The sequence below is a fragment of the Streptomyces sp. SD15 genome (assembly GCF_054462255.1).
In genome coordinates, this window is sequence record NZ_JBTLMO010000007.1 from 169,899 (window position 1) to 195,228 (window position 25,330).

Below are 25,330 nucleotides of genomic sequence, written 5' to 3' on the forward strand. Positions count from 1 at the left end.
CGCGTTCAGGGGTTCAGGGGGCCAGGGGAGTCAGCTCGCGAGGTCCTTGTGGATGGCCTTGGCGACGCCCTGGATCGTGGTGATGCCGTAGTTCATGGTGCTGTTGCCGTGGGTGAGCACGGTGATCATGTAGTCGTGGCCGCCGCCCTTGAAGGTGCCGACGCTGTGCACGCGCCAACCGTGTGTGGACCGCGACAGCCAGCCGTTCTTGACGTGTACGGAGACGCCGGAGGGCACCCCGGCCGGCGTACCCCAGCGCTGCGAGGAGATGACCTGGCCCATCAGCTTGAGGATGTACGCGCGGGAGTTGTCGCTCAGTACCGAGTTCTTGGCGGTGATGAGCTGGAGCAGCTTCTGCTCGTCGCGGACGGTGATCTGGGTGAGACCCCAGTAACCATTGGCTCCCGGCTTGGTCTGCGTCATCCCGGCGGCGGTGAGGAAACCCTTCACCTTGGTCACGCCGAGTTGCTTCCACAGCGTGCTGGTGGAGGCGTTGTCCGACTTGGTGATCATGGCCGTGGCGAGGCTCTGCTCGCGACTGGTCAGATACCGGTTGTGCTTCTTGGCGTCCCACAGCAGCGTGGCCAGAACGGTGACCTTGACAATGCTGGCGGAGTCGTAGGCCGTACTGCCGCGCAGACTGCAGCTCGTTTTCGTCGTACGGTCGTACAGGCCGACGGCGACCGTGCCCTTGCGGCTCTCGAGCGCCGCGGTGATGTCCTTCTGCAGCTTGGTGGCCAGGCCCGCCTTGCTCGACGTACAGCTGACCGTGGGCGTCGTGGCCGCGGCGGCGGGCGTGGCGGCGGCCACCAACGGCACGAGCACCCCGGCACCGAGGCCCGCCGCGAGCACCCGGGCGCGCCGGGGTATTCGGTGAGTCATGGAGGCTTCCCATCCCCTCGAAGCGATACGAATGCGCCAAGGGCGCACTCGCATCCCATGACTCGCCGCACTGGCCGAAAGTTGTACGTGTGTTCGCGAGACGGGGCTCAGGTTACGAAGCGACCTGGCCGCCGGGACGCCGGTGGTCGCCGACCCGCCGGCGAGCTGCCCGCCTGAGCAACTGTGCTCGGCCAGTATGGGGGGTACCTCCAACAAACCGTGAGCACTCCCACCCCCACCGTTCACATGCCACTCATTTGAGCGCTTGAATGACATTTCCCCCTCAACCGCTCACGCTTTTTTCCACCATAGGTGTCATGAGCCCGGGATACGCGTACGACCACCACCCGCACAGCACAGGCCAGGTGATCTCCACGGTGCGCACACTCATGCGCACCGACGGCCTGGACGTGTCCCTCACCGCCATCGCCCGAAGCTGTGGCACGTCACGCAACTTCCTCTACGACAACTGGAAATCCGCCTTCCGACTGTGCCTGCTCGCACTGAAGGCCGAACTCGGGCACGCCTTCGACACGGCGAACCGCACCTGCCCCAGCGACGGCTCCGTTCCAGGGATCAGCGACCACCTGACCCACGTCGTGCGCGGGATCCGCCGCCATCCGACCACGGCCGCCGTCGCGCGCTCCTCTCCCACGGCGTTCGCCACCGCGCACGCGGCGATCGAGGGTCCGCTGGTAGAGCTCGTGCTGGGGCGGATCAGTGATCTGCTTCACCCGCTCGTTCCTCACGGCGGCGTCTGGGGCGACCCCGCGCTGCACTCCAGGCCCTGGAAGATCCTCTGGATCGCCCGCCCCGCCGCCCTCTGCCCCGAAGCCGTGGGAGACCAGCACCGGGAGGACGCCCTGGACGGCGCCTTCACCGAGTTGCTGAGCGACCTGCTCGCCCCCTGGTCCACCTGAGCCCGGCCCCCTACCAGCCCCCTCCAAACCCCTCCCCGACTTGGGCCACAGCCGACCCGATACACAGCTCACGCCCAGCAAGACCACAGTGCGCACCCATCGCCCCCCGGCACGGTTCAGTGGTGACGTCTGCCACCGATCCGCATCCCCACGCCCCCGTGTCCCCCGCGGCCGATTCCGCCTCGCCGCCGCCCGAGCGGTCCGGGCCGCCGGAGAAAGCGCCCCACTGGTCACTGCCCGCCCTGATCGCGATCATGGTGCTGGCCACCGCGCTGTACTCCTGGAACCTGTCGTCCGACAGCCTGAACAGCTTCTACAGCGCCGCCGTGCTCAGTGGCACGGACAGCTGGAAGGCATGGTTCTTCGGCTCGTTGGACGCGGGAAACTTCATGACCGTCGACAAGCCGCCGTTCACGCTCATGGTCATGGGCCTGTCCTGCCGGATCTTCGGCTACGGCACCTGGCAGATGATGCTGCCGCTGATCGCCGCCGCGGTGGGCACGATCTGGATCCTGCACTCGTCGGTGAAGCGAGTGTTCGGACACGGCGCCGCCGCGATCGCGGCGCTCGTGCTCGCGCTGACCCCGATCACCGTCGCCATCAACCGCGACAACAACCCCGACTCCCTGCTGGTGCTGCTGATGGTCGGGGGCGCCGCCCTCGCGCTGCGCGCCGTCCACAACGGCAAGCTGCTGCCGCTGCTCGGCTCCGCGGTGTGCTTCGGGCTCGCCTTCAACACCAAGATGCTCCAGGGCTACATCGCGCTGCCCGCCGTCTTCGCGGTCTACCTGTACGCGACCCGCCTCGGCCTGGTGAAGCGGATCGTCAACCTGCTGCTCGGGGGCGTGGCCCTGGCCGTCGCCAGTTTCTGGTGGGCGGCGGCCGTGTCCCTGGTGCCCGCGTCGGAGCGGCCGTACATCGGCGGCTCGACGGACGGCACCGCGTGGAACCTGATCATGGGTTACAACGGCCTCGGCCGAGTCTTCGGCGGAGAGGGCAACGGCGGGGGCGGCGGCGGCAGCTTCGCCGGCACCGCCGGCATCGGCCGCATGTTCAACGACACCCTCGGCGGCCAGATCTCCTGGCTGCTGCCCTTCGCGGCGATCGCCCTCGTCGGCGGCCTGGTCCTGCGCGGCCGCGCCCCGCGTACCGACCTCACCCGCGCCGCGTTGATCCTCTGGGGCGGCTGGACCCTCTTCCACTACCTGACCTTCGCCATGGCCGAAGGCACGATGCACCCGTACTACACGACCGCGCTCGCCCCCGGGGTCGCGGCCCTGTGCGGAGGCGGCGGGGTGATGCTGCTGAAGGCGTTCCGGGCCGACAAGCGGTGGGTGTGGGTGCTGCCCGTCGCTCTGGGCGTCACCGGCATCTGGTCGATCGTGCTGCTGCGCCGAGCCTCCGGCTGGAACACCTGGCTGTGGCCGACGATCGCGGTGGTAATGGCGCTGGCGATCGCGGGCCTGATCGTCTTCCGCTCCGGCCGACGTATCCAGTTGCTCGCCGCTTCCGTGGCCGCCGCGATCGTGGCGGCCCTGGCCGGCCCGACCGCGTACGCCGCCTCGGTGCCCGCGGGCTCGGGCGGCGGCATGGGCGGCACCAACCCGACGGCCGGTCCCACGACCGGCGGCGGCATGGGCTTCGGCGGCGGTGGCGGCGGTGGCGGTGGCCGCGCGGGCGGCTTCCCCGGTGGCAACGCCGGGGGCGAGATGCCCGGTGGCCAGCAGCAGGGCGGCCAGACCGGCCAGGACGGCCAGGACGGCCAGGACGGCCAGATGGGTACGCCGCCGGGTGGTACCCCGAGCGGTGCCCCGAGCAGCGGGATGCCCGGCGGACAGCAGGGCGGAACCCAGCAGGAGGGCGCTCAGCAGGGCGGCGACATGGGTACGCCCCCGAGCGGTACCGGCACTGCCGGTACCCCGGGCGGCGGCACACAGGGCGGAGGCATGGGCGGCCGCGGCATGGGCGGCGGCGCCGACACCGAGCTGATCTCCTACCTGGAGAAGCACCAGGACGGCGCCAAGTGGCTGCTCGCGGTGTCCAGTTCGCAGAGCGCCGCGCAGCTGATCGTGAGCACCGGGAAGCCCGTCATCTCCATGTGGGGATGGTCCGGCACCGACAAGGCGATGACGCTCGCCAAGCTCAAGGAGCTCGTGAAGAAGGGCGAGTTGCACTACATCCAGCTCGGCGGCGGGGGCATGGGCGGCGGCATGGGCCAAGGCAACTCCGACAGCGTCAGCTCGGAGGTCACGGCCTGGGTGGAGAAGAACGCCACGGCCGTGAAGGAGAGCGCGTACAGCAAGAGCGCGACCTCCGAGTCGAGTTCGAGCACGGCCAACACCACCCAGTCGACGCTCTACCGCCTGGACCCGTCCGATCTGAACTGACGTCCACGCACACACCACACACGCACACGCGCGTCGCGGCCCCTGACCGGATTCCCGGTCAGGGGCCGCGACGCGTGTGGCAAGAGTTCCCAAGAACCGTCAAAAGCTGGGGACAACAACGACTTGCCCGTTCCCGACACACAACAGACACGTCACGTTCACTCAGTGAAACGCATGTCCATGCCACGCTCCGGGTTGTCCATTCATTCAACCCGCGTAGAACGGACGTCCCCACATGCCCGCCACGCAGATACGCCGCTGGAAGACGCTAGCGCTCGCCACGTCCGCCGTGCTCGTCGGCCTCACCCTGCCGACGGTGACCGCGAGCCCCGCCAGTGCCACGACGACCGCGTACGACACCACGTACTACAAGAACGCGATCGGCAAGACCGGCACCAGCCTGAAGTCCTCGCTGCACACGATCATCACCCCCCAGACCAAGCTCTCGTACTCCGCGGTCTGGGACGCGCTCAAGGTCACCGACCAGGACCCGAACAACAGCAGCAACGTGATCCTGCTGTACGGCGGCACCTCACGGTCCAAGTCCCTGAACGGCGGCGCCGTGGGCAACTGGAACCGTGAGCATGTCTGGGCCCAGTCCCACGGCGACTTCGGCACCTCGGCCGGGCCCGGCACCGACCTGCACCACCTGCGTCCCGAGGACGTGCAGGTCAACAGCACGCGTGGCAACAAGGACTTCGACAACGGCGGCAGCGCGGTCAGCGGCGCCCCCGGCAGCTACACGGACTCCAACTCCTTCGAGCCGCGCGACGCGGTCAAGGGCGACGTGGCACGCATGATCCTCTACATGGCGGTCCGCTACGAGGGCGACGACGGCTTCGCCAACCTCGAGCCCAACGACCTGGTCACCAACGGCAGCGTCCCGCTTCACGGCCGCCTCTCGGTCCTGAAGCAGTGGAACGAGCAGGACCCGCCGAACGCCTTCGAGGAGCGCCGCAACCAGGTCATCTACGACACCTACCAGCACAACCGCAACCCGTTCATCGACCACCCGGAGTGGGTCGAGGCGATCTGGTAGGCGACGGCCCGTTCCTGGCTGTCAGCTCCCGAGATGCGTAGGCGCGAACATCCGCAGTACCGCTGGGAGCAGCACCACCGAAGGCCCCGGTGTCGCCAGGGCCTTGGCCAGGTCCTCTTCGAGTGTCCCGGGGGTCGTACGGACCCCCGGGACGCCGAAGGACTCCGCGAGGGCCACGTAGTCCGGACGCGACAGCTCCGTGGCCGTCGCCTGGCCGAAGGCGTCCGTCATGTACTCGCGCAGGATGCCGTAGCCGCCGTCGTCGACGATCAGCCAAGTGACGTTCAGGCCGGACTGCTTGGCGGTGGCCAGTTCGGCGATTGAATACAACGCGCCACCGTCGCCGGAGACGGCGAGGACCGGGCGGGCGGGGTCGGCGGCCGCCGCGCCCAGCGCCGCCGGGAAGGCGTAGCCGAGGCCGCCGGCACCCTGGGCGGAGTGCATGAGGTTCGTCCCGCGCGGGTCGAAGGCCGACCATGCCCAGTAGGCCAGGATCGTCATGTCCCAGAAGGACGGGGAGGACGACGGGAGGGCTCGGCGGACGGACGCCAACACCTCCTGTTCCAGGGTGAGTTCCTGGCCGGCGATGCGCTCGGCGACCTTCGCCAGCAGGGTGCGTACGCGGTCTGCCGCCGTGGGGTCGGGGCGCTCCTCCACCGTCTCCAGGAGCGCGGAGAGCGCGAGCCGGGCGTCCGCGTGGATGCCCAGCGCCGGGTGGTTGGACTCCAGCTTGCCGAGGTCGGCCTCGATCTGGATGACCCGGCCGCGGGGCTTGAACGTGTGGTAGTTCGAGGAGAGTTCGCCGAGGCCCGAGCCGATCACGAGCAGGACGTCCGCGTCCTCCAGGAGGTCGGTCGTGTGGCGGTCCTCCAGCCAGGACTGGAGCGAGAGCGGGTGGTTCCAGGGGAAGGCACCCTTGCCGCCGAAGGTGGTGACGACGGGTGCGTTCAGCCGTTCGGCGAGTTGGCGCAGTTTGCCGGACGCGTCCGCTCGTACGACTCCGCCGCCCGCGATGATGGCGGGGCGGGCGGCGTGGGACAGCAGGTCGGCCGCGACCGCTGTCAGTTCGGGGCGCGGGACGACTTCCTCCGGTGTCGCGTCCATCGCCGTCACCACCGGCAGGTGCGTTTCGGCGAGAAGTACGTCCTGCGGGATCTCCACCCAGACCGGGCCGTGCGGCGCCGTCAGTGCCGACTCCCAGGCGGCCGCGATGGCGGACGGGATCTGGGACTGGCTGCGGACCGTGTGGACGGACTTCACCACGCCTCGGAACGACGCCTGCTGGTCCGGGAGTTCATGCAGATAGCCGTGGCGTCCGCCGCCCAGTCCCGCGGTGGGGATCTGGCTGCTGATCGCCAGCACGGGGGCGCTGGCCGCCGCGGCTTCCTGGAGCGCGGCGAGCGAGGTGAGCGCCCCGGGGCCCGTCGAGAGGAGCAGCGGAGCCGCCTCACCCGTGATCCGGCCGTACGCGTCCGCCGCGAAGCCCGCGTTGTTCTCCACCCGCAGCCCCACGTACTGGAGGGACGAGCGGCGCAGGGCGTCGAACATGCCCAGCGCGTGCTGGCCGGGCAGTCCGAAGACGGTGGTCGCGCCGAGACCGGAGAGGGTCTCCACGACCAGGTCTCCGCCGTTGCGGCCGGGGGGCGGGTTCAGCGCGGCCTCCGTCTGTGCGGCGGTGGGGCGGAGCACCAGGTCGTGGTCGTGAGTCACTTCGCTGCCTTCTCCTGCGCGATCTGGCGGGACATGATCGTGGTGAGTTCGTACGCCGTGTGGGACGCGGCCACCGCTGTGATCTCGGCGTGGTCGTACGCGGGGGCGACCTCGACGACGTCCGCGGAGACCAGGTTGCAGGAGGACAGTCCGCGCAGGATCTCCAGGAGTTCGCGCGAGGTCATGCCGCCGGCCTCCGGCGTCCCGGTGCCGGGCGCGTGCGCCGGGTCGAGGCAGTCGATGTCGATGGAGATGTACAGCGGGCGGTTGCCGATGCGCTGGCGCAGCTGGTCGGCGACCTCGTCGGCGCCGCGGCGGTAGATGTCCGCCGAGGTGACGATGCCGAAGCCCATCTTCTCGTCGTCGGTCAGGTCCTGCTTGCCGTACAGCGGGCCGCGGGTGCCGACGTGGGAGAGGGCCTCCGTGTCCAGAATGCCTTCCTCGACGGCGCGGCGGAACGGGGTGCCGTGCGTGTACTCGGCGCCGAAGTAGGTGTCCCAGGTGTCGAGGTGGGCGTCGAAGTGGAGCAGGGCGACGGGGCCGTGCTTCTTCGCGACGGAGCGCAGGAGGGGCAGGGCGATGGTGTGGTCGCCGCCGAGGGTCATGAGGCGGGCCCCCGTGCCGAGCAGCTCGTCGGCGGCGGCCTCCACCGTCTCGACGGCCTCGTTGATGTTGAACGGGTTGGCCGCGATGTCACCGGCGTCGGCGACCTGGGCGAGGGCGAAGGGGGAGGCGTCCTGGGCCGGGTTGTACGGGCGCAGCAGCCGGGAGGCCTCGCGGATCGCGTTGCCGCCGAAGCGGGCGCCGGGCCGGTACGAGACGCCGGAGTCGAACGGCACGCCGACCACGGCGACGTCGGCCGCGCCGACCTCGTCGAGGCGCGGCAGCCGGGCGAAGGTCGCGGGGCCCGCGTACCGCGGGATGCGGGACGAGTCGACGGGGCCGCGTGGCTGGTCGCCGCCTGCTGCCGGGTTCTCGGTGCTGCTCATCGTCGGACTCCTCCAGGTGGTGCGGGTACTGCGTCTTCCAGTGTCGCGGACCCCACGGACAGGGACCGCCCGGCCCGGCCGCCGTAAGGGTACGGACGGCCGGGTCGAAGTTGTTCGGGCGCGGGGCGCAGACACGTACGGCTGCGCCGCGTGGGCACAACCTGCCGCGGACTACCCGCCGCAGGTTGTGCACCGCGCCTGAAGCGGAGCGTTCACGCGCGCACGGCCGCCGTCTCCACCTCGGCCTCGGCCTCGGCGCTCGCGCCGCGCCCGGCCAGCCGCTCGCGCCAGGCGACCAGCACGGCCTCCTCGGTCGGCTTGGTGGCCAGGGACACCACCACGTAGGCGACCAGCGAGGACACCAGCCCGTAGTAGACGGGTTCGTTCGCGAGGATGCCGTACGTCGCCATGAGCCCGACGACCGCGAGCCCGCCGACGACGATGGAGGCGAGCGCTCCGGGCGCCGTGCCGCGCTTCCACAGCAGTCCGCCGAGGATCGGCACGAGCAGACCGCCGACCAGCAGGTTGTATGCGACGGTCAGCGCCTCGACGACGTTGTTGAGCGCGATCGCCGTACAGATCACCGCGATGCCCATGATGAGGATGAAGGCGCGGTTGCCCTTGACCTCGTCGTGGTCGTCGACGTCGCGCTTCACCGCACCGCGCACCCGCGACCAGATGTCGTTGTTGGCGACGGTGGCACAGGCGATGAGGGCGCCGGAGGAGGTCGACATCACGGCGGCGAGCGCCGCGGCGAGGACCAGCCCCCGCACTCCGACCGGGAGTTCGTCCTTGACGATGGTCGCGAAGGCGGTGTCGGCGCTGGGCAGCGTCGGGTAGAGGACCTTGGCCGCCGTACCGATGACGGCGCCGGCGACGGCGTACACCAGGCAGTACGTGCCCGCGACCGTGCCACCCCACTTCGCCGTGGTGTCGCTGCGGGCGGTGAACACGCGCTGCCAGATGTCCTGGCCGATGAGCATGCCGAACGTATAGATCAGGACGTACGTGAAGATCGTCTCGCCGCCGATGCCCAGCGGGTCGAAGTACTCGGTGGGCAGCTTGGCCTTCATCTCGCTGAACCCACCTGCCTTGACGACGGCGATGGGCAGGAGCAGGAGCAGCACGCCGACGGTCTTCACGACGAACTGCACCATGTCGGTGATGGTGATCGACCACATGCCGCCGAGCGTGGAGTACGCGACGACGATCGAGCCGCCGAGGACGATCGCGAGCGTCCGGTTCATGTCGAAGAGGACGTCGAAGATCGTGGCGTACGCGATGGTCGAGGTGACCGCGAGCATCAGGGTGTACGCCCACATGACAAGACCGGAGATGACGCCGGCCCGTCCGCCGTAGCGGAGGTCGAGCATCTCGGAGACGGTGTAGACCTTCAGGCGGGCGATGCGGGCGGAGAAGAAGACGGAGAGGGCGAGGAGGCCGAGGCCGATGGTGAAGACCATCCAGGCCCCGGACAGTCCGTACTGATACCCGAGCCCGACGCCGCCGATGGTGGACGCGCCGCCGAGGACGATCGCGGCCATGGTGCCGGAGTACATCGCGGGCCCGAGCCGCCGCCCGGCGACCAGGAACTCGCTCTTCGACTTGGCGCGGCGCATGCCCCACCAGCCCATGGCCAGCATGCCGAGCAAATAGACGACGATCACTGTGTAGTCGACGGCCATGGGTCTCCTCCGTGCGCTCGGTGGCGTGTCGTGCGGGTGGTATGGGGGGTGTCCGTGAGGACTGGCCGGTGGCTGATCGCGGGGACATCCGCCCGTACCCGCGGCTACCGGCGGTCACGACCCTAGGTGGCCGGAAGGCGACTCTGAAGTGTACGTTTCATCCACTGTCGCTGAACCGGATGGAGGGAATGTCCACCATGCCGGACCCGTCCGCGCCTCCTGTCCCGCCCACTCCCCCGGTACTGCTCAGCGCCCTCCTGGCCCGGGAGGACCTGGCCCTGCGCCAGATCGCGGGCCCTTCCACTCCGGACACGGTGATCCACTGGGCGCACACGTCCGAGATGGCGGACCCGTACCCGTACCTGCTGGGCGGCGAACTGCTGCTGACCGCCGGGGTGCACATCCCGGAGGCGGCGGGCTCGGGCACGTACTTCGACGACTACGTGTCCCGGATCGTGGCGGCGGGCGGCGCGGCGCTGGGCTTCGGCCTGGCGCCGGTGCACGACACGGTTCCGCGGGCGCTGGTGGCGGCCTGCGACGCGTACGGCCTTCCTCTCCTCGAAGTCCCGCCCCAGACCACTTTCTCGGGCGTGGCCCGCGCCGTCTGGCAGTTGATGGCCCAGGCCCGACTGGCCGAGCTGCGGCGTGTCACGGAGGCCCAGCAGAGCCTGGCGGCGGCCGCGGCCCGCCCGGACCCGGTACCGGCGGTACTGCGACAGCTGGCCCAGCGGGTGGGGGGCTGGGCGGTGCTGTACGGGCCGGACGGGGCGGAACTGGCCGAGGCGGGGAGGATGCCGGAGGGGACGGCCGCACGGCCCCCTGCCGCATCGCGCGCGCCGGAAGCGACCACCGTGCGCGCGCCGCTCGCGCCGGTCGCGCCGCTCGCGCCGGTCGTGGCCGTCGCGCGGGCGCCGGTCGCGGAGGCACTCGCCGAGCTGGCCGCCGTCGTGCGCCCCGGGGAGGCACGGGGCCCCGCCCCCTCCTCCGCGACCGACACCGTCAAAGGCGCCCACCTCGCCGCCTACGCACTCGGCGGCGGGCAGGGTTTCGTCCTCGGCGTCGCCGCGCCGCGCCGCGACCCCGGGGACCACACCATCGCTTCCGTCGCGGCCGTCCTGCTCGCGCTCCTCACCGGGGAGCAGCAGAGCGGGAGCGGCGCGGCGCGCTCGGCGGCGCTGGTGCGGCTGCTGCTGGGCGCCGCACCGGATGCGGTCGCGCCGCTGCTGGGCGGCGAGCGGTGGTTCGTCGTGCACGCGCGGCCCCTCGGCGACGGCCCCGCGCCGGACGCCGTCGCCGCGTCCGCGCTGGGTGCGGCGCTGGGCTCCGCGCTGGTCGACGCGGGCCGTGACGTCGTCCGTGTCCTCGTCCCCGGCGACCGCGAGCCCACCGCGCAGGCGGGCTGGACGTGCGGGGTCAGCGCGCCCGTCACCCCGCACGAGTGGGCGACCGCCGACACGCAGGCCGCCCGCGCGCTGGCCCGCGCCCGCGCGACCCGTACGCCCCTCGTGCGCCACGGCGAGCGCCCCGCCCTCGCGGACCTCGTCCCGCCGGCCGACGCCCAGGCCCACGCCCGCGCCCTCCTCGGGCCCATCGCCGCCACCCCCGCCCTCACCGAGACCCTCCGCACCTGGCTCTCTCTGCACGGCAGTTGGGACCGCACGGCGGTGGCCCTGTCCATCCACCGCAACACCGTCCGCCAACGCATCGCGCGGTGCGCGGCGTTGCTGGACGCGGACCTCGACGATGCCGACGTGCGGATGGAGTTGTGGTTCGCGCTGCGGGACGGGTGACGCACAGCTCCGGGCGGGGCGGCAGAACGCGAGTGACCCGTGTCCCAGGGCTCGGGACACGGGCGCCCCGGGCGGAGCGCCCCGGCACAATGGGAGGCATGCCGATACCCGGGACGCCCAGCCGCGCCGAACTTGTCGACCATCTCGTACGGACCCGTATCGCGGGCGACGTCGCCACGCCCCGCGAGAACAACCTTTCCCACTACCGCAAGCTGGCGAACGGTGAGCGCAACTGGTGGCTCGGTCTGGAGCTCGGTGACCGCTGGACCGACGAGCAGGACGTGCTCGCGGTGATGGCGGAGCGGTGCGGCGTGAACGACGACCCGGAGCACCGCTACGGACAGGACACCATCGACCCGGAGCTGACGGTCGACGCCCTGCACCGGATGGCGGCCCGGCTGCGCAAGGCGGCGGCGGGCAAGGAGCGCGTGCTGTTCGCCACCGGCCACCCCGGCGGGCTCCTGGACGTGCACCGCGCGACCGCCGCCGCCCTGCGCACCGCCGGCTGCGAGATCGTCGTCATCCCGGACGGGCTGCAGACGGACGAGGGGTACGTCATGCAGTTCTCGGACGTCGCGGTCCTCGAGCACGGGGCCACGCTGTGGCACACCCATTCGGGCGAGCCGATGCGCGCGATCCTCACCGGCCTGGAGCGCGAGGGCCGTCCGCTGCCCGACCTGGTCGTCGCCGACCACGGATGGGCGGGCTGCGCCGGTCAGCTCGGCATCGACTCCATGGGCTACGCCGACTGCAACGACCCGGCCCTGTTCATCGCCGAGGCCGAGGGCACCGTACAGGTGACGATCCCGCTCGACGACCACGTCACCAGCCCGCGATTCTACGACCCGATGACCGCCTACCTGCTCTCCGAGGCGGGCCTGGTGTAGTCACGGCCAGGAGTTCAGCCCCACCTCCCGGCGCTGGGCATACCCCGGCGCCGGGTCGTAAGGGGCACACGGGACCAGTGATCCGAGTCGTGCACTCTCCTACCGTGCACCCAGCGGCTCACCTCGGGACCCGGACCACGCCCTCCTGGATCACCGAAACGGCCAGCCGGCCGTCCTGGGTGTAGATGCGGGCCTGCCCGAGCCCGCGCCCGCCGGACGCCGACGGCGACTCCTGGTCGTACAGCAGCCATTCGTCGGCGCGGAACGGGCGGTGGAACCACATCGCGTGGTCCAGCGAGGCCCCGACGACGTCGCCGGTCACCCAGCCGCCGCGCCCGTGCGCGAGCAGGATGGAGTCGAGGAGCGTCATGTCGGAGACGTATGTGGCGAGGACGACGTGCAGGAGCGGGTCGTCGACCAGCTTGCCGTTGGTGCGGAACCACACCTGGGAGTGCGGTTCGCGGATCTCGCCGACGGTGCCGTAGGGCGGCGCGTCGACGTAGCGCAGGTCGACGGACTCGCGGGCTTCCAGGAGGCGCTCCACGACATCCGGGTCGGCGATGACGTCGGCGTACCGCGGCAGCAGCTCGGCGGCCGTGGGCAGCGTCTCCGGATCGGGCGCGGGCGGCATGTCGGCCTGGTGCTCCAGGCCCTCCTCGTACGTCTGGAAGGACGCGGAGAGATGGAAGATCGGCTGTCCGTGCTGGACCGCGACCACCCGTCGTGTGGTGAAGGAACGGCCGTCGCGGATGCGGTCCACCGAGTACACGATAGGTGCGCCGGGGTCCCCGGTACGCAGGAAGTACGCGTGCAGGGAGTGTGCGAACCGGTCCTCGGGGACCGTGCGCCCCGCGGCGACCAGCGCCTGTGCCGCGACCTGTCCGCCGAAGACGCGCGGGATGACAGCGGCCCGGGACTGGCCGCGGAAGATGTCCTGCTCGATCTGCTCAAGGTCGAGGAGATCGAGCAGGGACTGAAGTGCCTGACTCATGCAGTCATTTCTACTGGCCAGTAATTTCGGGAACCTTACAGGCCCATGTCCTTCGCGATGATCGACTTCATGATCTCGCTGGTTCCGCCGTAGATCCTGTTCACGCGGTTGTCGGCGTACAGGCGGGCGATCGGGTACTCGTTCATGAAGCCGTAGCCGCCGTGCAGCTGGAGGCAGCGGTCGATGACGCGGTGCGCGACCTCGGTGCAGAACAGCTTGGCGCTGGCGGCCTCGGCGGGGGTGAGCTCGTTCGCGTCGAGGGCTTCGAGCGCGCGGTCGACGACGGCCTCGGCCGCGTCCACCTCGGCCTGGCAGGCGGCCAGCTCGAACTTGGTGTTCTGGAAGTGGGCGACCGGCTTGCCGAAGACGGTGCGCTCCTGCACGTACTCCTTGGCGAACCGGACGGCAGCCTTGGCCTGCGCGTACGCGCCGAACGCGATGCCCCAGCGCTCGGAGGGCAGGTTGCCGCCGAGGTAGTAGAAGCCCTTGTTCTCCTCGCCGAGCAGATCCTCGACCGGCACCTTCACGTCGACGAACGCCAGCTCGGCGGTGTCGGAGGTCTTCAGGCCGAGCTTGTCCAGCTTGCGGCCGACGGAGTAGCCCTCGGACTTGGTGTCCACGGCGAACAGGGAGATGCCGAAGCGGCGGTCCTCGGCCGTCGGGGCGGACGTACGGGCGCAGACGATGACCTTGTCGGCGTGGACGCCACCCGTGATGAAGGTCTTGGCGCCGTTGAGGACGTAGTGCGTGCCGTCCTCGGAGAGCTTCGCGGTGGTCTTCATGCCCGCGAGGTCGGAGCCGGTGCCCGGCTCGGTCATCGCGAGGGCCCACATCTCCTCACCGGAGACGAACTTCGGCAGCCACTTCTTCTTCTGCTCATCCGTGGCGAGCATCTTGATGTAGGGCAGGCCCAGCAGCACGTGCACGCCGGAGCCGCCGAAGGAGACACCCGCGCGGGCGGTCTCCTCGTACATCACGGCCTCGAACTTGTACGAGTCGATGCCCGCGCCGCCGAACTCCTCGTCCACGCGGATGCCGAAGACGCCGAGCTCGGCGAGCTTGTAGTAGAAGTCGCGCGGCGCCTGGCCCGCGGCGAACCACTCGTCGTAGACGGGAACGACCTCGGCCTCTATGAAGGCCCGCAGGGTCTCCCGGAACGCCTCGTGATCCTCGTTGAACACCGTACGGCGCACCGCCGCACCTCCTTGCGCCTAAGCCGGCGCCGCTCTCGCGTATGTGGTTGCTCGCCGTTGGGGTTCCTCAATTGATGGTTGCAGCCCAACGACTAAGCGCTTGCTCAGACCAACCGTACCGGCGAGTACATACCGGCGTCCAGGGGGGTGGAGCCGTAACGCTCGTCACGTCGATTCCCGGAGATCCGCCGGATCCGGGGCGAGCGGCCTACTCCGTGCCGCCCGCCGCCGCGAAGGCCCCCCGGGCCATCCGGTGCAGCAGCGCCGCCGTCGCCCCGCGTCCCGGCACCGAACCCGGCCGCCCCAGGTGAGGCGTCGAATTCAGCAGCCCGAACACCGAGTGCACCGCCGAGCGGGCGGTGGGTTCGGCGAGCTCCGTGTACACCTCCCGGACCACCTCCACCCACAGCTCGACGTACTGCCGCTGGAGCTGCCGTACGAGCTTGCGGTCGCTGTCCCGGAGGCGGTCCAGCTCGCGGTCGTGCAGGGTGATCAGGGGGCGGTCGTCGAGCGCGAAGTCGATGTGCCCCTCGATGAGCGAGTCGAGGACCGCCTCAGGGTCACCGTCGGCCTCCGCCGCCCGGCGCCTGCCGCCCGTGAGGAGCTGCCCGCTGATCCCCACCAGCAACTCGGCGAGCATCGCGTCCTTGCCCGCGAAGTGCCGGTACAGACCGGGGCCGCTGATGCCGACGGCCGCCCCTATCTCGTCCACCCCGACGCCATGGAAGCCGCGCTCGGCGAAAAGCCGGGCGGCCTCCCTGAGGATCTGCTCGCGTCGGGTGGGGGCGTCGGTTCTCGTGGCCATGGAAGCAATTCTAGACAGGGGGGTTAGCGGTCGTTAACCTGGAGGACATGCGTTAACGCTCATTAACTCGGTTCATCGACTGCCGACAAGACCGCTGACCGGACTGCTGACGACTGGGTGAGGGGACCGCAGGATGCATGAGGCACTGGAGCTGACGAGCGCGGCCGATCCCGCGTCGGAGGCCTGGCGGGCCAACGAGGCGGCCCATCGCGCTCTCGGGGACGAGCTGCGCGGCAAGCTGGCCGCGGCCCGGGCGGGCGGTGGTGAGCGGGCGCGCGACCGGCACACCGCACGCGGGAAGCTGCTCCCGCGCGACCGGGTCGATGCGCTGCTGGACCCGGGGTCGCCCTTTCTGGAGCTGGCTCCCCTCGCCGCCGACGGGATGTACGACGGTCAGGCACCGGCGGCGGGCGTCATCGCCGGCATCGGCCGGGTCAGCGGGCGCGAGTGCGTGATCGTCGCCAATGACGCGACCGTCAAGGGCGGCACGTACTACCCGATGACCGTCAAGAAGCACCTGCGCGCCCAGGAGGTGGCCCTCGAAAACCGCCTCCCCTGTATCTACCTCGTCGACTCCGGGGGCGCCTTCCTGCCCATGCAGGACGAGGTCTTCCCCGACCGCGAGCACTTCGGGCGGATCTTCTACAACCAGGCGCGGATGTCGGGGGCGGGGATTGCGCAGATCGCGGCGGTGCTGGGCTCGTGCACGGCGGGCGGGGCGTATGTGCCCGCCATGAGCGACGAAGCCGTGATCGTGCGCAATCAGGGCACGATCTTCCTCGGCGGCCCGCCCCTGGTGAAGGCCGCGACGGGAGAGGTCGTCACGGCTGAGGAACTGGGCGGCGGCGAGGTCCACGCGCGCGTGTCGGGCGTGACCGACCACCTCGCGGAGGACGACGCGCACGCGCTGCGGATCGTACGGAACATCGCGGCCACGCTGCCCGCGCGCGGACCCCTGCCGTGGGCCGTCTCCGAGACGGTCGAGCCCAAGGTCGACCCGTACGGGCTGTACGGCGCGGTGCCGGTGGACTCCCGCACCCCCTACGACGTGCGCGAGGTCATCGCGCGCGTGGTGGACGGCTCGCGTTTCTCGGAGTTCAAGGCGGAGTTCGGGCAGACCCTCGTCACCGGCTTCGCCCAAATCCATGGCCACCCGGTCGGGATCGTCGCCAACAACGGCATCCTGTTCTCCGAGTCCGCCCAGAAGGGCGCCCACTTCATCGAGCTGTGCGACCAGCGCGGCATCCCGCTGGTGTTCCTGCAGAACATCTCCGGGTTCATGGTGGGTCGCCAGTACGAGGCGGGGGGCATCGCCAAGCACGGCGCCAAGATGGTGACGGCGGTGGCGTGCACGAGAGTCCCGAAGCTCACGGTCGTGATCGGCGGCTCGTACGGCGCGGGCAACTACTCGATGTGCGGCCGGGCCTACTCGCCGCGCTTCCTGTGGATGTGGCCGGGCGCCAAGATCTCCGTGATGGGCGGCGAGCAGGCCGCGTCCGTTCTCGCGACCGTCAAGCGCGACCAGTTGGAGGCGCGCGGCGAGTCCTGGCCCGCCGAGGACGAGGACGCCTTCAAGGCACCGATCCGCGCGCAGTACGAGCGGCAGGGCAGCGCCTACTACGCGACGGCCCGTCTCTGGGACGACGGCGTGATCGACCCGCTGGAGACCCGGCAGGTGCTGGGGCTTGCCTTGACCGCGTGCGCCAACGCGCCCCTGGGTGAACCCGGGTTCGGCGTCTTCCGGATGTGAGGGTGGGAATGTTCGAGACAGTCCTTGTCGCCAACCGGGGCGAGATCGCCGTCCGGATCATCCGTACGCTGCGGTCGCTCGGCGTGCGCTCCGTGGCCGTCTTCTCCGACGCCGACGCCGACGCCCGGCACGTACGCGAGGCGGACACGGCGGTACGGATCGGTCCGGCGCCGGCCGCCCAGAGCTATCTGTCCGTGGAGCGGCTCCTGGAGGCGGCGGCACGGACGGGCGCACAGGCGGTGCACCCGGGGTACGGCTTCCTCGCGGAGAACGCGTCCTTCGCGCGCGCGTGCGCCGAGGCGGGGCTGGTCTTCATCGGCCCGCCCGCCGAGGCGATCTCCCTGATGGGCGACAAGATCCGCGCGAAGGAGACGGTGCGGGCGGCCGGGGTCCCGGTCGTCCCCGGCTCCTTCGGCAGCGGGCTCACGGACGCGGAGTTGGCCGAGGCCGCCCGGGAGATCGGCATGCCGGTGCTGCTGAAGCCGTCGGCGGGCGGCGGCGGCAAGGGCATGCGGTTGGTGAGAGCTCCGGAGAAGCTGCCCGACGAGCTCGCCGCCGCCCGCCGCGAGGCCCGCGCCTCCTTCGGCGACGACACCCTCCTCGTCGAACGCTGGATCGACCGCCCCCGGCACATCGAGATCCAGGTCCTGGCGGACGGTCACGGCAATGTCGTCCACCTGGGCGAGCGCGAATGCTCCCTCCAGCGGCGCCACCAGAAGATCATCGAGGAGGCGCCGAGCGTGCTCCTCGACGCCGGCACGCGCGCCGCGATGGGCGAGGCGGCGGTCCAGGCGGCCCGCTCCTGCGGGTACGAGGGCGCGGGCACGGTCGAGTTCATCGTCCCCGGCCGCGACCCCTCCTCGTACTACTTCATGGAGATGAACACCCGCCTCCAGGTGGAGCACCCGGTCACCGAGCTGATCACCGGGCTCGACCTGGTGGAGTGGCAGCTGCGGGTGGCGGCGGGCGAGCGACTCCCGTACGGCCAGGAGGACATCTCGCTCACGGGGCACGCGGTGGAGGCGCGCATCTGTGCGGAGGACCCCTCCCGAGGCTTCCTTCCGTCCGGCGGCACGGTGGTGTCCCTGCGCGAACCGCAGGGCGACGGCGTGCGCACCGACTCGGGGCTGAGTGAGGGCACGGAGGTCGGCAGCCTGTACGACCCGATGCTGTCCAAGGTGATCGCGTACGGCCCGGATCGCGCGACCGCGCTGCGCAGGCTCCGGGCCGCCCTCGCGGAGACGGTCACGCTGGGGGTGCAGACGAACGCGGGGTTCCTGCGCCGACTGCTGGCCCATCCGGCGGTGGTGGCGGGCGAGTTGGACACGGGCCTGGTGGAGCGGGAGGCGGACAGGCTGGTCTCCGGTGCGGTGCCCGAGGAGGTGTACGAGGCTGCCGCGGCCGTACGGTTCGATGCGCTCGCGCCCCGGGGAGGGGGCTGGAGGGACCCGTTCTCCGTGCCCAGCGGATGGCGGCTCGGGGGCGAACCCAGGCCGGTCGGCTTCACCTTGCGGGTACCGGGGCTCGAACCGGTGGCGTACGTCCCCCGCGGCGCCCACTCCCTCACCGCTGACCGAGTGTCCGTCACCCTCGACGGCGTACGCCACACCTTCCACCGCGCCGGCGACTGGCTCGGCCGCGACGGCGATGCCTGGCACGTGCGCGACCACGACCCCGTGGCCGCCTCCCTCAGCGGCGCGGCGCACGCCGGTGCCGACTCGCTCACCGCGCCCATGCCCGGCACGGTGACCGTCGTGAAGGTGGCCGTCGGGGACGAGGTGACCGCCGGGCAGAGCCTGTTGGTGGTCGAGGCGATGAAGATGGAGCACGTCATCTCCGCCCCGCACGCCGGGACCGTCAGCGAACTGGACGTCACCCCGGGCACCACGGTCGCCATGGACCAGGTGCTGGCCGTGATCGCGCCGCACGAGGAGGCGGAATGACCGCGCAAAGGCTCCCCATGGTCGTACCGGCCCAGGATCTGCCCGCCCGGGTGCACATCCACGAGGTCGGCCCGCGCGACGGCCTGCAGAACGAGAAGGGCGCGGTCCCCACGGAGGTGAAGGCGGAGTTCATCAGCCGCCTCGCCGACGCGGGCCTGACCACCATCGAGGCCACCAGCTTCGTCCACCCCAAGTGGGTGCCCCAGCTCGCGGACGCGGAGCAGTTGTTCCCGCTCGTGCGGGAGCTGCCGGGCGTGCACCTTCCCGTCCTCGTACCGAACAGACGCGGTCTGGACCGGGCGCTGGCCCTCGGCGCCCGCCGCGTGGCCGTGTTCGCCAGTGCGACCGAGTCCTTCGCGAAGGCCAACCTCAACCGCGGCCTCGACGAGGCCCTGGCCATGTTCGACCCGGTGGTGTCCCGGGCCAAGGCGGACAAGGTGCACGTCCGCGGCTATCTCTCGATGTGCTTCGGCGACCCCTGGGAGGGCGCCGTCCCCATCCACCAGGTCGTGCGCGTCTGCAAGTCCCTGAGGGACATGGGCTGCGACGAGCTGAGCCTCGGCGACACGATCGGGGTCGCGACCCCGGGCCATGTCCAGGCCCTCCTCGCCGAGTTGAACGAGGAGGGTGTGCCGACGTCCGCGCTCGGCGTGCACTTCCACGACACCTACGGCCAGGCACTCGCCAACACCCTGGCCGCCCTCCAGCACGGAGTCACGACCGTCGACGCCTCCGCGGGCGGCCTCGGCGGCTGCCCCTACGCCAAGTCCGCCACCGGCAACCTCGCCACCGAAGACCTCGTGTGGATGCTCCAGGGCCTCGGCATCGACACCGGAGTCGACCTCGACCGCCTCACCGCCACCAGCGTGTGGATGGCCGAACAACTGGGCCGACCCAGCCCGTCCCGCACCGTCCGCGCCCTCTCCCACCAGGAGTGATCCCCATGCCCTTGGACCACCGCCTCTCCCCCGAACTCGAGGAACTCCGCCGCACGGTGGAGGAGTTCGCGCACGACGTCGTGGCGCCGAAGATCGGCGACCTCTACGAGCGGCACGAGTTCCCGTACGAGATCGTGCGGGAGATGGGCCGCATGGGCCTGTTCGGGCTGCCGTTCCCGGAGGAGTACGGCGGCATGGGCGGCGACTACTTGGCGCTCGGCCTGGCGCTGGAGGAACTCGCCCGTGTGGACTCCTCCGTGGCCATCACCCTGGAGGCGGGCGTCTCGCTCGGCGCGATGCCCATCCACCTCTTCGGCACGGAGGCGCAGAAGCAGGCGTGGCTGCCCCGCCTCTGTTCCGGCGAGATCCTCGGCGCGTTCGGCCTCACGGAACCGGACGGCGGCTCGGACGCGGGCGCGACGCGCACGACGGCCCGCCTCGACCCGGAGACCGACGAGTGGGTGATCAACGGCACCAAGTGCTTCATCACCAACTCCGGTACGGACGTGACGGGTCTGGTGACGGTCACCGCGGTGACGGACCGGACGCCCGACGGCAAGCCGCTGATCTCCGCGATCATCGTCCCGTCCGGCACACCGGGCTTCACGGTCGCCGCACCCTACTCCAAGGTGGGCTGGAACGCCTCGGACACCCGTGAACTCTCCTTCGCCGACGTCCGCGTCCCGGCCGCGAACCTGCTCGGCACCGAGGGCCGCGGCTACGCCCAGTTCCTCCGCATCCTGGACGAGGGCCGCATCGCGATCTCGGCCCTCGCGACCGGCCTCGCGCAGGGCTGCGTCGACGAGTCGGTGAAGTACGCCAAGGAACGCCACGCCTTCGGCCGCCCGATCGGCGCGAACCAGGCCATCCAGTTCAAGATCGCCGACATGGAGATGAAGGCCCACACCGCCCGCCTCGCCTGGCGCGACGCCGCGTCCCGTCTCGTCAGCGGCGAACCCTTCAAGAAGGAGGCGGCCCTGGCCAAGCTCTACTCCTCCACCATCGCCGTCGACAACGCCCGCGACGCCACCCAGATCCACGGCGGCTACGGCTTCATGAACGAGTACCCGGTGGCCCGCATGTGGCGCGACTCCAAGATCCTCGAAATCGGCGAGGGCACGAGCGAGGTCCAGCGGATGCTGATCGCGCGGGAGTTGGGGCTGGTGGGCTGAATCGTCCGGCTCGCAGGGGGTACGGCGGCCCTCGCCGGGCCGCCCCGCATCAGTGTGCCTCCGCGTGATGCTCCCGCAGTTCGACGTTGCAATCGGACACCCCGCTGTAGTCGCTCTTGGAACGCGCGTTCTGCCTGGCGACGACGAGAGGCAGGCAGACAGCGCAGCCCGGCACCGCGGCGGGTTCGACCGGCAGCTCGGTCAGGCGGTAGTCCTGCGGTTTCTGCATCTCCATGGGGGCCTCCTCGGCTGGTTCGCTCGGTGCAACGAACCTAGGAAGAGGGAGCGTTGCTGGTCCACGGTGTTGCATGGGATTGCATGGCAATCACCCGAGCGAGTCCATGGCCGCCGTGATCAGCGCACGGGCGCTCCCGCCGTAGACGGCCAGGTCGGCCAGCTCCGCGAAGGTGTCGGCGTACGCACTCACCTCGCTGGGCTGCGTGATCGTGAGATGGCCGGAGACCAACTCGACGTTGACCTGTTCCGTGTCGAAGATCCAGAAGCCCTCTACCGGCATCCTGGAACGATCCGGCCCCATGGGCACCACACCCAGGCTGACGTTGGGCATTGAGCCGACCGTGAGCAGGTGACCGAGCTGTCCGATCATCGCGTCTGCCCCGCAGAGTCCGTTGCGCAGGACCGATTCCTCGACGAGGAACGCGAACCGCCGGTCCCCCTCGTACAGCACACGCTGACGTTCCATGCGGACGACCACCGCCTCGGACACGTCATCCACCTCGACCCTGCGGCGCTGAACAGCCCGCAACACGGCTTCGGTGTAGCCGTACGTCTGGATCAGGCCCGGCACGAGCCAGGACGAGTACGAACGAAAACGGTGGGTGCGCTCGAACAACGGCAAGCGTGCTGCCTGCGCCTGCCTGAGCCCGGCGCGCTCCATACGCCGCCAGCCGACCCACATGCCCTCGGCTGTCCGCAGCGAGGCAATCAGATCGGCGGTCTGATCCTCCGCCCCGCACGCTCGGCACCATGCCCGGATGTCGTCCGCCGATGGGGGCGTACGGCCGTTCATGATCCGGGACGACTTGGACGGATGCCAGCCGCAGCGTTCCGCCACAGCACGCCCGGACAGCCCAGCGTCCCGGCACAGCTCAGCGAGGCGATCAGCCAGAGCCTGCCGGGCCTGCTGAGCGCTTGAGGAAGGGGAGACAGCCATGGTCGCGACAGGTCAGCGGGGCCGGTACTCCTCATGAGGGATCGCTCGTTGCCACACTGCCTCGAAGGCATCGGCGCACAGCTTCACCCGGGTGGGATCGTCCGCGTACTCCCGACCGTCCTCGTCCAACTGCCCATCCCCGGTGAAGTGGTGAAAGAGCGCCTGTGCGCCGTCGAACACCCAGAAGTCCGTACCGGGCAACGCAAGATCGGTCGCATCCCGCCTCGGCAGCCATCGCACCAGCTCACCCGCAGCGATGTTGGTGAACGTGCCGTCGTACTCGTACCGCACATAGTCACTGATCGGCTCAGAGATGATGCGGGCACGCCGGACCACTACGCCGCGGGTGACCGCATCGCGCACCGCGTCATGCCAGCCGCCCCACCACGAGGAGCGGTCACCGGGATCGAGGCGCTTGCCCTGCCGCCACGCGATGAACTCGGGGTCGTCCAGCATGTAGCTGTCGCGCAACTCAAGGTGCACGGCTGAGTGTCGGGCCTTCGCCAGGGCGTTACGCGCTGGTGGTTGCACTTGCCGTCTCTCCCTTGCCGTCGTCCGGGCGGGGGATGTACTTCAGCATGACCGCCGGAAGCCTGACGATCGTCTCGTGGTCCGGTACGTCCGTGGAGTGACCGGGGATCGAACCAACCTCCTGGCACTCCTTCACCTCCTCCTCGGTCGCCTTGTACGACTGGATCAGAAGATCTCCCGTCTCCTCGTGGAGCCAGATCGTCGGAGACTCGTCGGTCGGCGTGTTGGGGATGATGCCGAGGAACTTCAGGGCCATGGACGCTCCCGCTGTCGAGGTGGGTTGCACCGGCGTGCACGAGTCTCAACGTCTCGGTTCATCAGCGTCCAGTGAGCAAGTACGGCGCGTGGGAGCACGGGACGCTCGACCGCTCACTGTCGCTCGGCTTTGAAATGACGTATCAGGGCCAGCAAACCCCCGGGGGCCAGGGCGAGTACGTCGCCGGGCTCATCACTCTCACGGAGGAGGAGATGGGGTTCGCGGCGGGCGAGTTCGACGCAGTTTTCGGCATCCACTCCCGAGAAGGACGACTTCTGCCACTGCGTGGACATTCCAGGACTCCTCACAGTTCTCTCGCGATCTGGTGGATGTACTTCCGGGATTCCGGCTCGCTCAGCGCGACCTGCTCGGCGATGTCGAGCAGGCCGACGAACCTCTTGAGCTGAGCAGCCGCGGTGACGAAGAAACCGCCCACAGGGCCATCCATCTGAACCGTGTCGAGCTGTGGCACGACTCCGCCCGCGTACAGCAGGGGATACGTCGCCTCAATGAACTCCTCGCAGGTGAATGGAATGACCCGAACCGTCACCGCCGGCCGCTCTGAGGCTTCGAGCAGGTAGTCGAGTTGCCCCTTCGCAACCTTGCGCCCACCGAAGCGCGTGCGTAGTGCCGCTTCGTGGACGATGGCCTGAAACGGGGGCGGTACGTCCCGCTCGAAGATGTCCCGACGCTTCATCCGGAACTCCACCCGGACGTCCACCTCCTCGGCAGGCAGCGTCGGCGTGTAGCTGCGGTGGATCGCCCTCATGTAATCCTCGGTCTGAAGAACGCCCGGCACGTTCATCGCCTGGACGCCACGCAAGTACGTTGCGTGGTGCTCGAGTTCGGCGATATCCAGAAAGCCGGGTGAGAGCATGCCCCGGTACTCATCCCACCAGCCCTGGCCGCGCGATTCGCGGGCGATGGTGCACAGCGCCTCGATCAGATGCCGGTCATCGCACGCATAGAACACGGCCAGCCGCCGGATCCGTTCCTCGCTGATCCCGATGCGGCCCGCTTCTATGTGGCTGATCTTGGCCTGATCGGTAGAGAGCAGACCGGCAGCCTCACGGGCCGTCTTCCCCGCGAGCTCTCGCAATTTCCGCAGCTCAGTGCCCAGTCGGACCTGTCGGGCGGTTGGGTTGTCTCTTGGCGGCATGGTTCCTTCCCCTTCGGCATCCGAGTCTGCCGGGTCGCGCGTCGCGGGTCCACTCACTCGGGTGAACCCTGATCGACAACCTTGCCCCGTGGCAATCATGCCACTACCTTCGAAGCGCAAGGTGCGGTCCGCCAGTGAATCCGCAGAGCAGGCACCCCAAGGTGTCCGAGCCACGGTGACCGACCACACAACACACCGGCACACAAAGAGAGTTCACTCATGAACGGCACCACCCCCATCACCCCGGGGACCTACCACCTCACCACCCCCAACTCCCCCCTCACACCCAAGATCTGCCGCGACACCGTCGCCATACTCCTCGCCGCGAACGGCCACGCCCCCGCGCTCGCCGACACCGCCCGCACCCTCGTCTCCGAGGTCGTCACCAACGCCGTACTGCACACCACCTCCCCCACCATCGACATGGAGACCGCCGTCCTCCCCGACGGCGTACGGGTCGCGGTCTACGACGACAACCCGGCCGTCCACTTGACGCCGCTCGACACCACCTGGGAGGGCGAGTGCGGACGAGGGTTACTCCTGGTCCAAGTTCTGGCACAGGCGTGGGGCGTCACACCGGCCCCTCCCTACGGCCGAAAGCATGTCTGGTTCGAGCTCCGCAGCCACCACACCAGTGACTGACCTCCGCCCCCCGCGTCCCCGAGCCTTCGTCGGCACAGCAGCAGCACTCATCCGCCACCACCGCCCGAGCAGGTGAACAGCACCCGCCGCAAGGAACGCTGGACGAAGATGAGTCGCATGAACAAAGCCGCTGAGCACGAAGCCGCCGTGGCCCCTTTGTGGCAGGAACACCTGCACGCGGCTTTCCCCGCCGGACTGCGCGGTGCGGACCGGGCAGGCATCGACATGCTGCTGCTCGACGCCAGCGTCGCGATGGTCCGCGGCAAAGAAGCTGAGCTTCGTGCCCGCGGTGCCCGAAACCGCCGTACGGCACGCGATGATCTGACCGTTGGCCGCGTAGTACCGCGTGACCGACAGCGTCTTCGCCGTCCCCGTGACCGTCAGGTCCAGCGGATACTGATCGCACGGAAGTTGGGGCTGGTGAGCTGAGCACTCTACAGGTTGAGGCACTCGTGCATTCAGAACCTCACATGTCCACGGCCATACC

The 25,330-nt window shown here is 70.0% G+C and carries 24 protein-coding genes; 11 read left to right on the top strand and 13 right to left on the bottom strand.

All coding sequences use genetic code 11. The annotated features are described in order from the left end of the window. Positions 1-30: 30 nt before the first annotated feature. Positions 31-882 (bottom strand): serine hydrolase, encoded by an 852-nt coding sequence (locus tag ACX28W_RS09755; RefSeq protein WP_458998407.1) that lies wholly within the window; start codon positions 880-882, stop codon positions 31-33. 317 nt (positions 883-1,199) lie between these two features. On the opposite strand from ACX28W_RS09755, the gene ACX28W_RS09760 reads away from it, so the two are divergent. The 3 genes from ACX28W_RS09760 (at position 1,200) to ACX28W_RS09770 (ending at position 5,228) form a co-directional block, all read left to right on the top strand. Further along, a complete protein-coding gene (locus tag ACX28W_RS09760) occupies positions 1,200-1,802 on the top strand; it encodes a hypothetical protein (RefSeq protein ID WP_458998409.1) in 603 nt (200 codons plus the stop codon). 122 nt (positions 1,803-1,924) lie between these two features. Continuing rightward, positions 1,925-4,189, top strand: coding sequence for an ArnT family glycosyltransferase (locus ACX28W_RS09765; protein ID WP_458998411.1), 2,265 nt, complete (start codon positions 1,925-1,927; stop codon positions 4,187-4,189). Between the two features lie 235 nt (positions 4,190-4,424). Continuing rightward, positions 4,425-5,228: an endonuclease I family protein gene (locus ACX28W_RS09770; protein WP_458998412.1), complete on the top strand. Its 804-nt coding sequence runs from the start codon at positions 4,425-4,427 to the stop codon at positions 5,226-5,228. Between the two features lie 21 nt (positions 5,229-5,249). Here ACX28W_RS09770 and ACX28W_RS09775 read toward each other — a convergent pair whose 3' ends face one another. The 3 genes from ACX28W_RS09775 to ACX28W_RS09785 all read right to left on the bottom strand — a co-directional run bounded on the left by ACX28W_RS09775 (position 5,250) and on the right by ACX28W_RS09785 (position 9,612). Next, positions 5,250-6,938, bottom strand: coding sequence for a thiamine pyrophosphate-binding protein (locus ACX28W_RS09775; protein ID WP_458998414.1), 1,689 nt, complete (start codon positions 6,936-6,938; stop codon positions 5,250-5,252). Further along, positions 6,935-7,927, bottom strand: a complete 993-nt coding sequence (gene speB / locus ACX28W_RS09780; protein ID WP_458998416.1) for an agmatinase — start codon at positions 7,925-7,927, stop codon at positions 6,935-6,937. The genes ACX28W_RS09775 and speB overlap by 4 nt, the downstream gene beginning before the upstream one ends. 212 nt (positions 7,928-8,139) lie before the next feature. Next, positions 8,140-9,612 (bottom strand): sodium:solute symporter family protein, encoded by a 1,473-nt coding sequence (locus ACX28W_RS09785; RefSeq protein ID WP_458998418.1) that lies wholly within the window; start codon positions 9,610-9,612, stop codon positions 8,140-8,142. 197 nt (positions 9,613-9,809) lie between these two features. On the opposite strand from ACX28W_RS09785, the gene ACX28W_RS09790 reads away from it, so the two are divergent. Together ACX28W_RS09790 and ACX28W_RS09795 are read left to right on the top strand one after the other, a co-directional pair. Continuing rightward, positions 9,810-11,402 (top strand): PucR family transcriptional regulator ligand-binding domain-containing protein, encoded by a 1,593-nt coding sequence (locus ACX28W_RS09790; RefSeq protein WP_458998549.1) that lies wholly within the window; start codon positions 9,810-9,812, stop codon positions 11,400-11,402. Positions 11,403-11,500: 98 nt separating this feature from the next. Continuing rightward, positions 11,501-12,289 carry a phosphatase gene (locus ACX28W_RS09795; RefSeq protein ID WP_362074311.1) on the top strand — a complete coding sequence of 263 codons (789 nt, stop codon included), beginning with the start codon at positions 11,501-11,503 and terminating at the stop codon, positions 12,287-12,289. A 118-nt stretch (positions 12,290-12,407) separates the two neighbouring features. On the opposite strand, the gene tesB is transcribed toward ACX28W_RS09795, so the two are convergent. From tesB to ACX28W_RS09810, 3 genes are all read right to left on the bottom strand, one after another. Further along, the gene (gene tesB / locus ACX28W_RS09800) at positions 12,408-13,280 is read right to left on the bottom strand and encodes an acyl-CoA thioesterase II (protein ID WP_458998420.1); all 873 of its coding nucleotides are present in this window, start codon (positions 13,278-13,280) and stop codon (positions 12,408-12,410) included. A gap of 35 nt (positions 13,281-13,315) precedes the next feature. Next, positions 13,316-14,473, bottom strand: coding sequence for an acyl-CoA dehydrogenase family protein (locus ACX28W_RS09805; protein WP_458998422.1), 1,158 nt, complete (start codon positions 14,471-14,473; stop codon positions 13,316-13,318). A gap of 208 nt (positions 14,474-14,681) precedes the next feature. Beyond that, the gene (locus ACX28W_RS09810) at positions 14,682-15,278 is read right to left on the bottom strand and encodes an SACE_7040 family transcriptional regulator (RefSeq protein ID WP_458998424.1); all 597 of its coding nucleotides are present in this window, start codon (positions 15,276-15,278) and stop codon (positions 14,682-14,684) included. 133 nt (positions 15,279-15,411) lie between these two features. On the opposite strand from ACX28W_RS09810, the gene ACX28W_RS09815 reads away from it, so the two are divergent. Genes ACX28W_RS09815 through ACX28W_RS09830 form a run of 4 tightly spaced genes read left to right on the top strand, consistent with a single transcriptional unit; the run spans position 15,412 to position 21,081 of the window. Continuing rightward, positions 15,412-17,028, top strand: coding sequence for a carboxyl transferase domain-containing protein (locus ACX28W_RS09815; protein ID WP_458998426.1), 1,617 nt, complete (start codon positions 15,412-15,414; stop codon positions 17,026-17,028). An 8-nt stretch (positions 17,029-17,036) separates the two neighbouring features. After that, complete coding sequence (locus ACX28W_RS09820) at positions 17,037-18,971, top strand: acetyl/propionyl/methylcrotonyl-CoA carboxylase subunit alpha (RefSeq protein ID WP_458998428.1); 1,935 nt, start codon at positions 17,037-17,039, stop codon at positions 18,969-18,971. Next, positions 18,968-19,909: a hydroxymethylglutaryl-CoA lyase gene (locus tag ACX28W_RS09825; protein WP_458998430.1), complete on the top strand. Its 942-nt coding sequence runs from the start codon at positions 18,968-18,970 to the stop codon at positions 19,907-19,909. Before ACX28W_RS09820 ends, ACX28W_RS09825 begins: the two co-directional genes overlap by 4 nt. A gap of 11 nt (positions 19,910-19,920) precedes the next feature. Next, entirely contained in the window at positions 19,921-21,081 is a 1,161-nt protein-coding gene (locus ACX28W_RS09830; protein ID WP_458998551.1) for an acyl-CoA dehydrogenase family protein, read from the top strand. A gap of 49 nt (positions 21,082-21,130) precedes the next feature. Here the strand turns inward: ACX28W_RS09830 and ACX28W_RS09835 are convergent, their stop codons facing one another. The 6 genes from ACX28W_RS09835 to ACX28W_RS09860 form a co-directional block, all read right to left on the bottom strand. Beyond that, on the bottom strand, positions 21,131-21,316 hold the full coding sequence (locus ACX28W_RS09835) for a hypothetical protein (protein WP_458998432.1): 186 nt from the start codon (positions 21,314-21,316) through the stop codon (positions 21,131-21,133). Between the two features lie 90 nt (positions 21,317-21,406). Beyond that, entirely contained in the window at positions 21,407-22,255 is an 849-nt protein-coding gene (locus ACX28W_RS09840) for a helix-turn-helix domain-containing protein (RefSeq protein WP_458998434.1), read from the bottom strand. A gap of 12 nt (positions 22,256-22,267) precedes the next feature. Beyond that, positions 22,268-22,786 carry a DUF6879 family protein gene (locus ACX28W_RS09845; protein WP_458998436.1) on the bottom strand — a complete coding sequence of 173 codons (519 nt, stop codon included), beginning with the start codon at positions 22,784-22,786 and terminating at the stop codon, positions 22,268-22,270. Then, the gene (locus tag ACX28W_RS09850) at positions 22,767-23,042 is read right to left on the bottom strand and encodes a hypothetical protein (RefSeq protein ID WP_458998438.1); all 276 of its coding nucleotides are present in this window, start codon (positions 23,040-23,042) and stop codon (positions 22,767-22,769) included. The genes ACX28W_RS09845 and ACX28W_RS09850 overlap by 20 nt, the downstream gene beginning before the upstream one ends. A 113-nt stretch (positions 23,043-23,155) precedes the next feature. Beyond that, positions 23,156-23,335, bottom strand: coding sequence for a DUF397 domain-containing protein (locus ACX28W_RS09855; protein WP_458998440.1), 180 nt, complete (start codon positions 23,333-23,335; stop codon positions 23,156-23,158). 11 nt (positions 23,336-23,346) lie between these two features. Further along, positions 23,347-24,201: a helix-turn-helix domain-containing protein gene (locus tag ACX28W_RS09860; protein ID WP_458998442.1), complete on the bottom strand. Its 855-nt coding sequence runs from the start codon at positions 24,199-24,201 to the stop codon at positions 23,347-23,349. Between the two features lie 219 nt (positions 24,202-24,420). On the opposite strand from ACX28W_RS09860, the gene ACX28W_RS09865 reads away from it, so the two are divergent. Next, the gene (locus tag ACX28W_RS09865; RefSeq protein ID WP_458998444.1) at positions 24,421-24,843 is read left to right on the top strand and encodes an ATP-binding protein; all 423 of its coding nucleotides are present in this window, start codon (positions 24,421-24,423) and stop codon (positions 24,841-24,843) included. A gap of 72 nt (positions 24,844-24,915) precedes the next feature. Next, complete coding sequence (locus ACX28W_RS09870; protein WP_458998446.1) at positions 24,916-25,272, top strand: hypothetical protein; 357 nt, start codon at positions 24,916-24,918, stop codon at positions 25,270-25,272. The last annotated feature ends 58 nt before the right edge of the window (positions 25,273-25,330 follow it).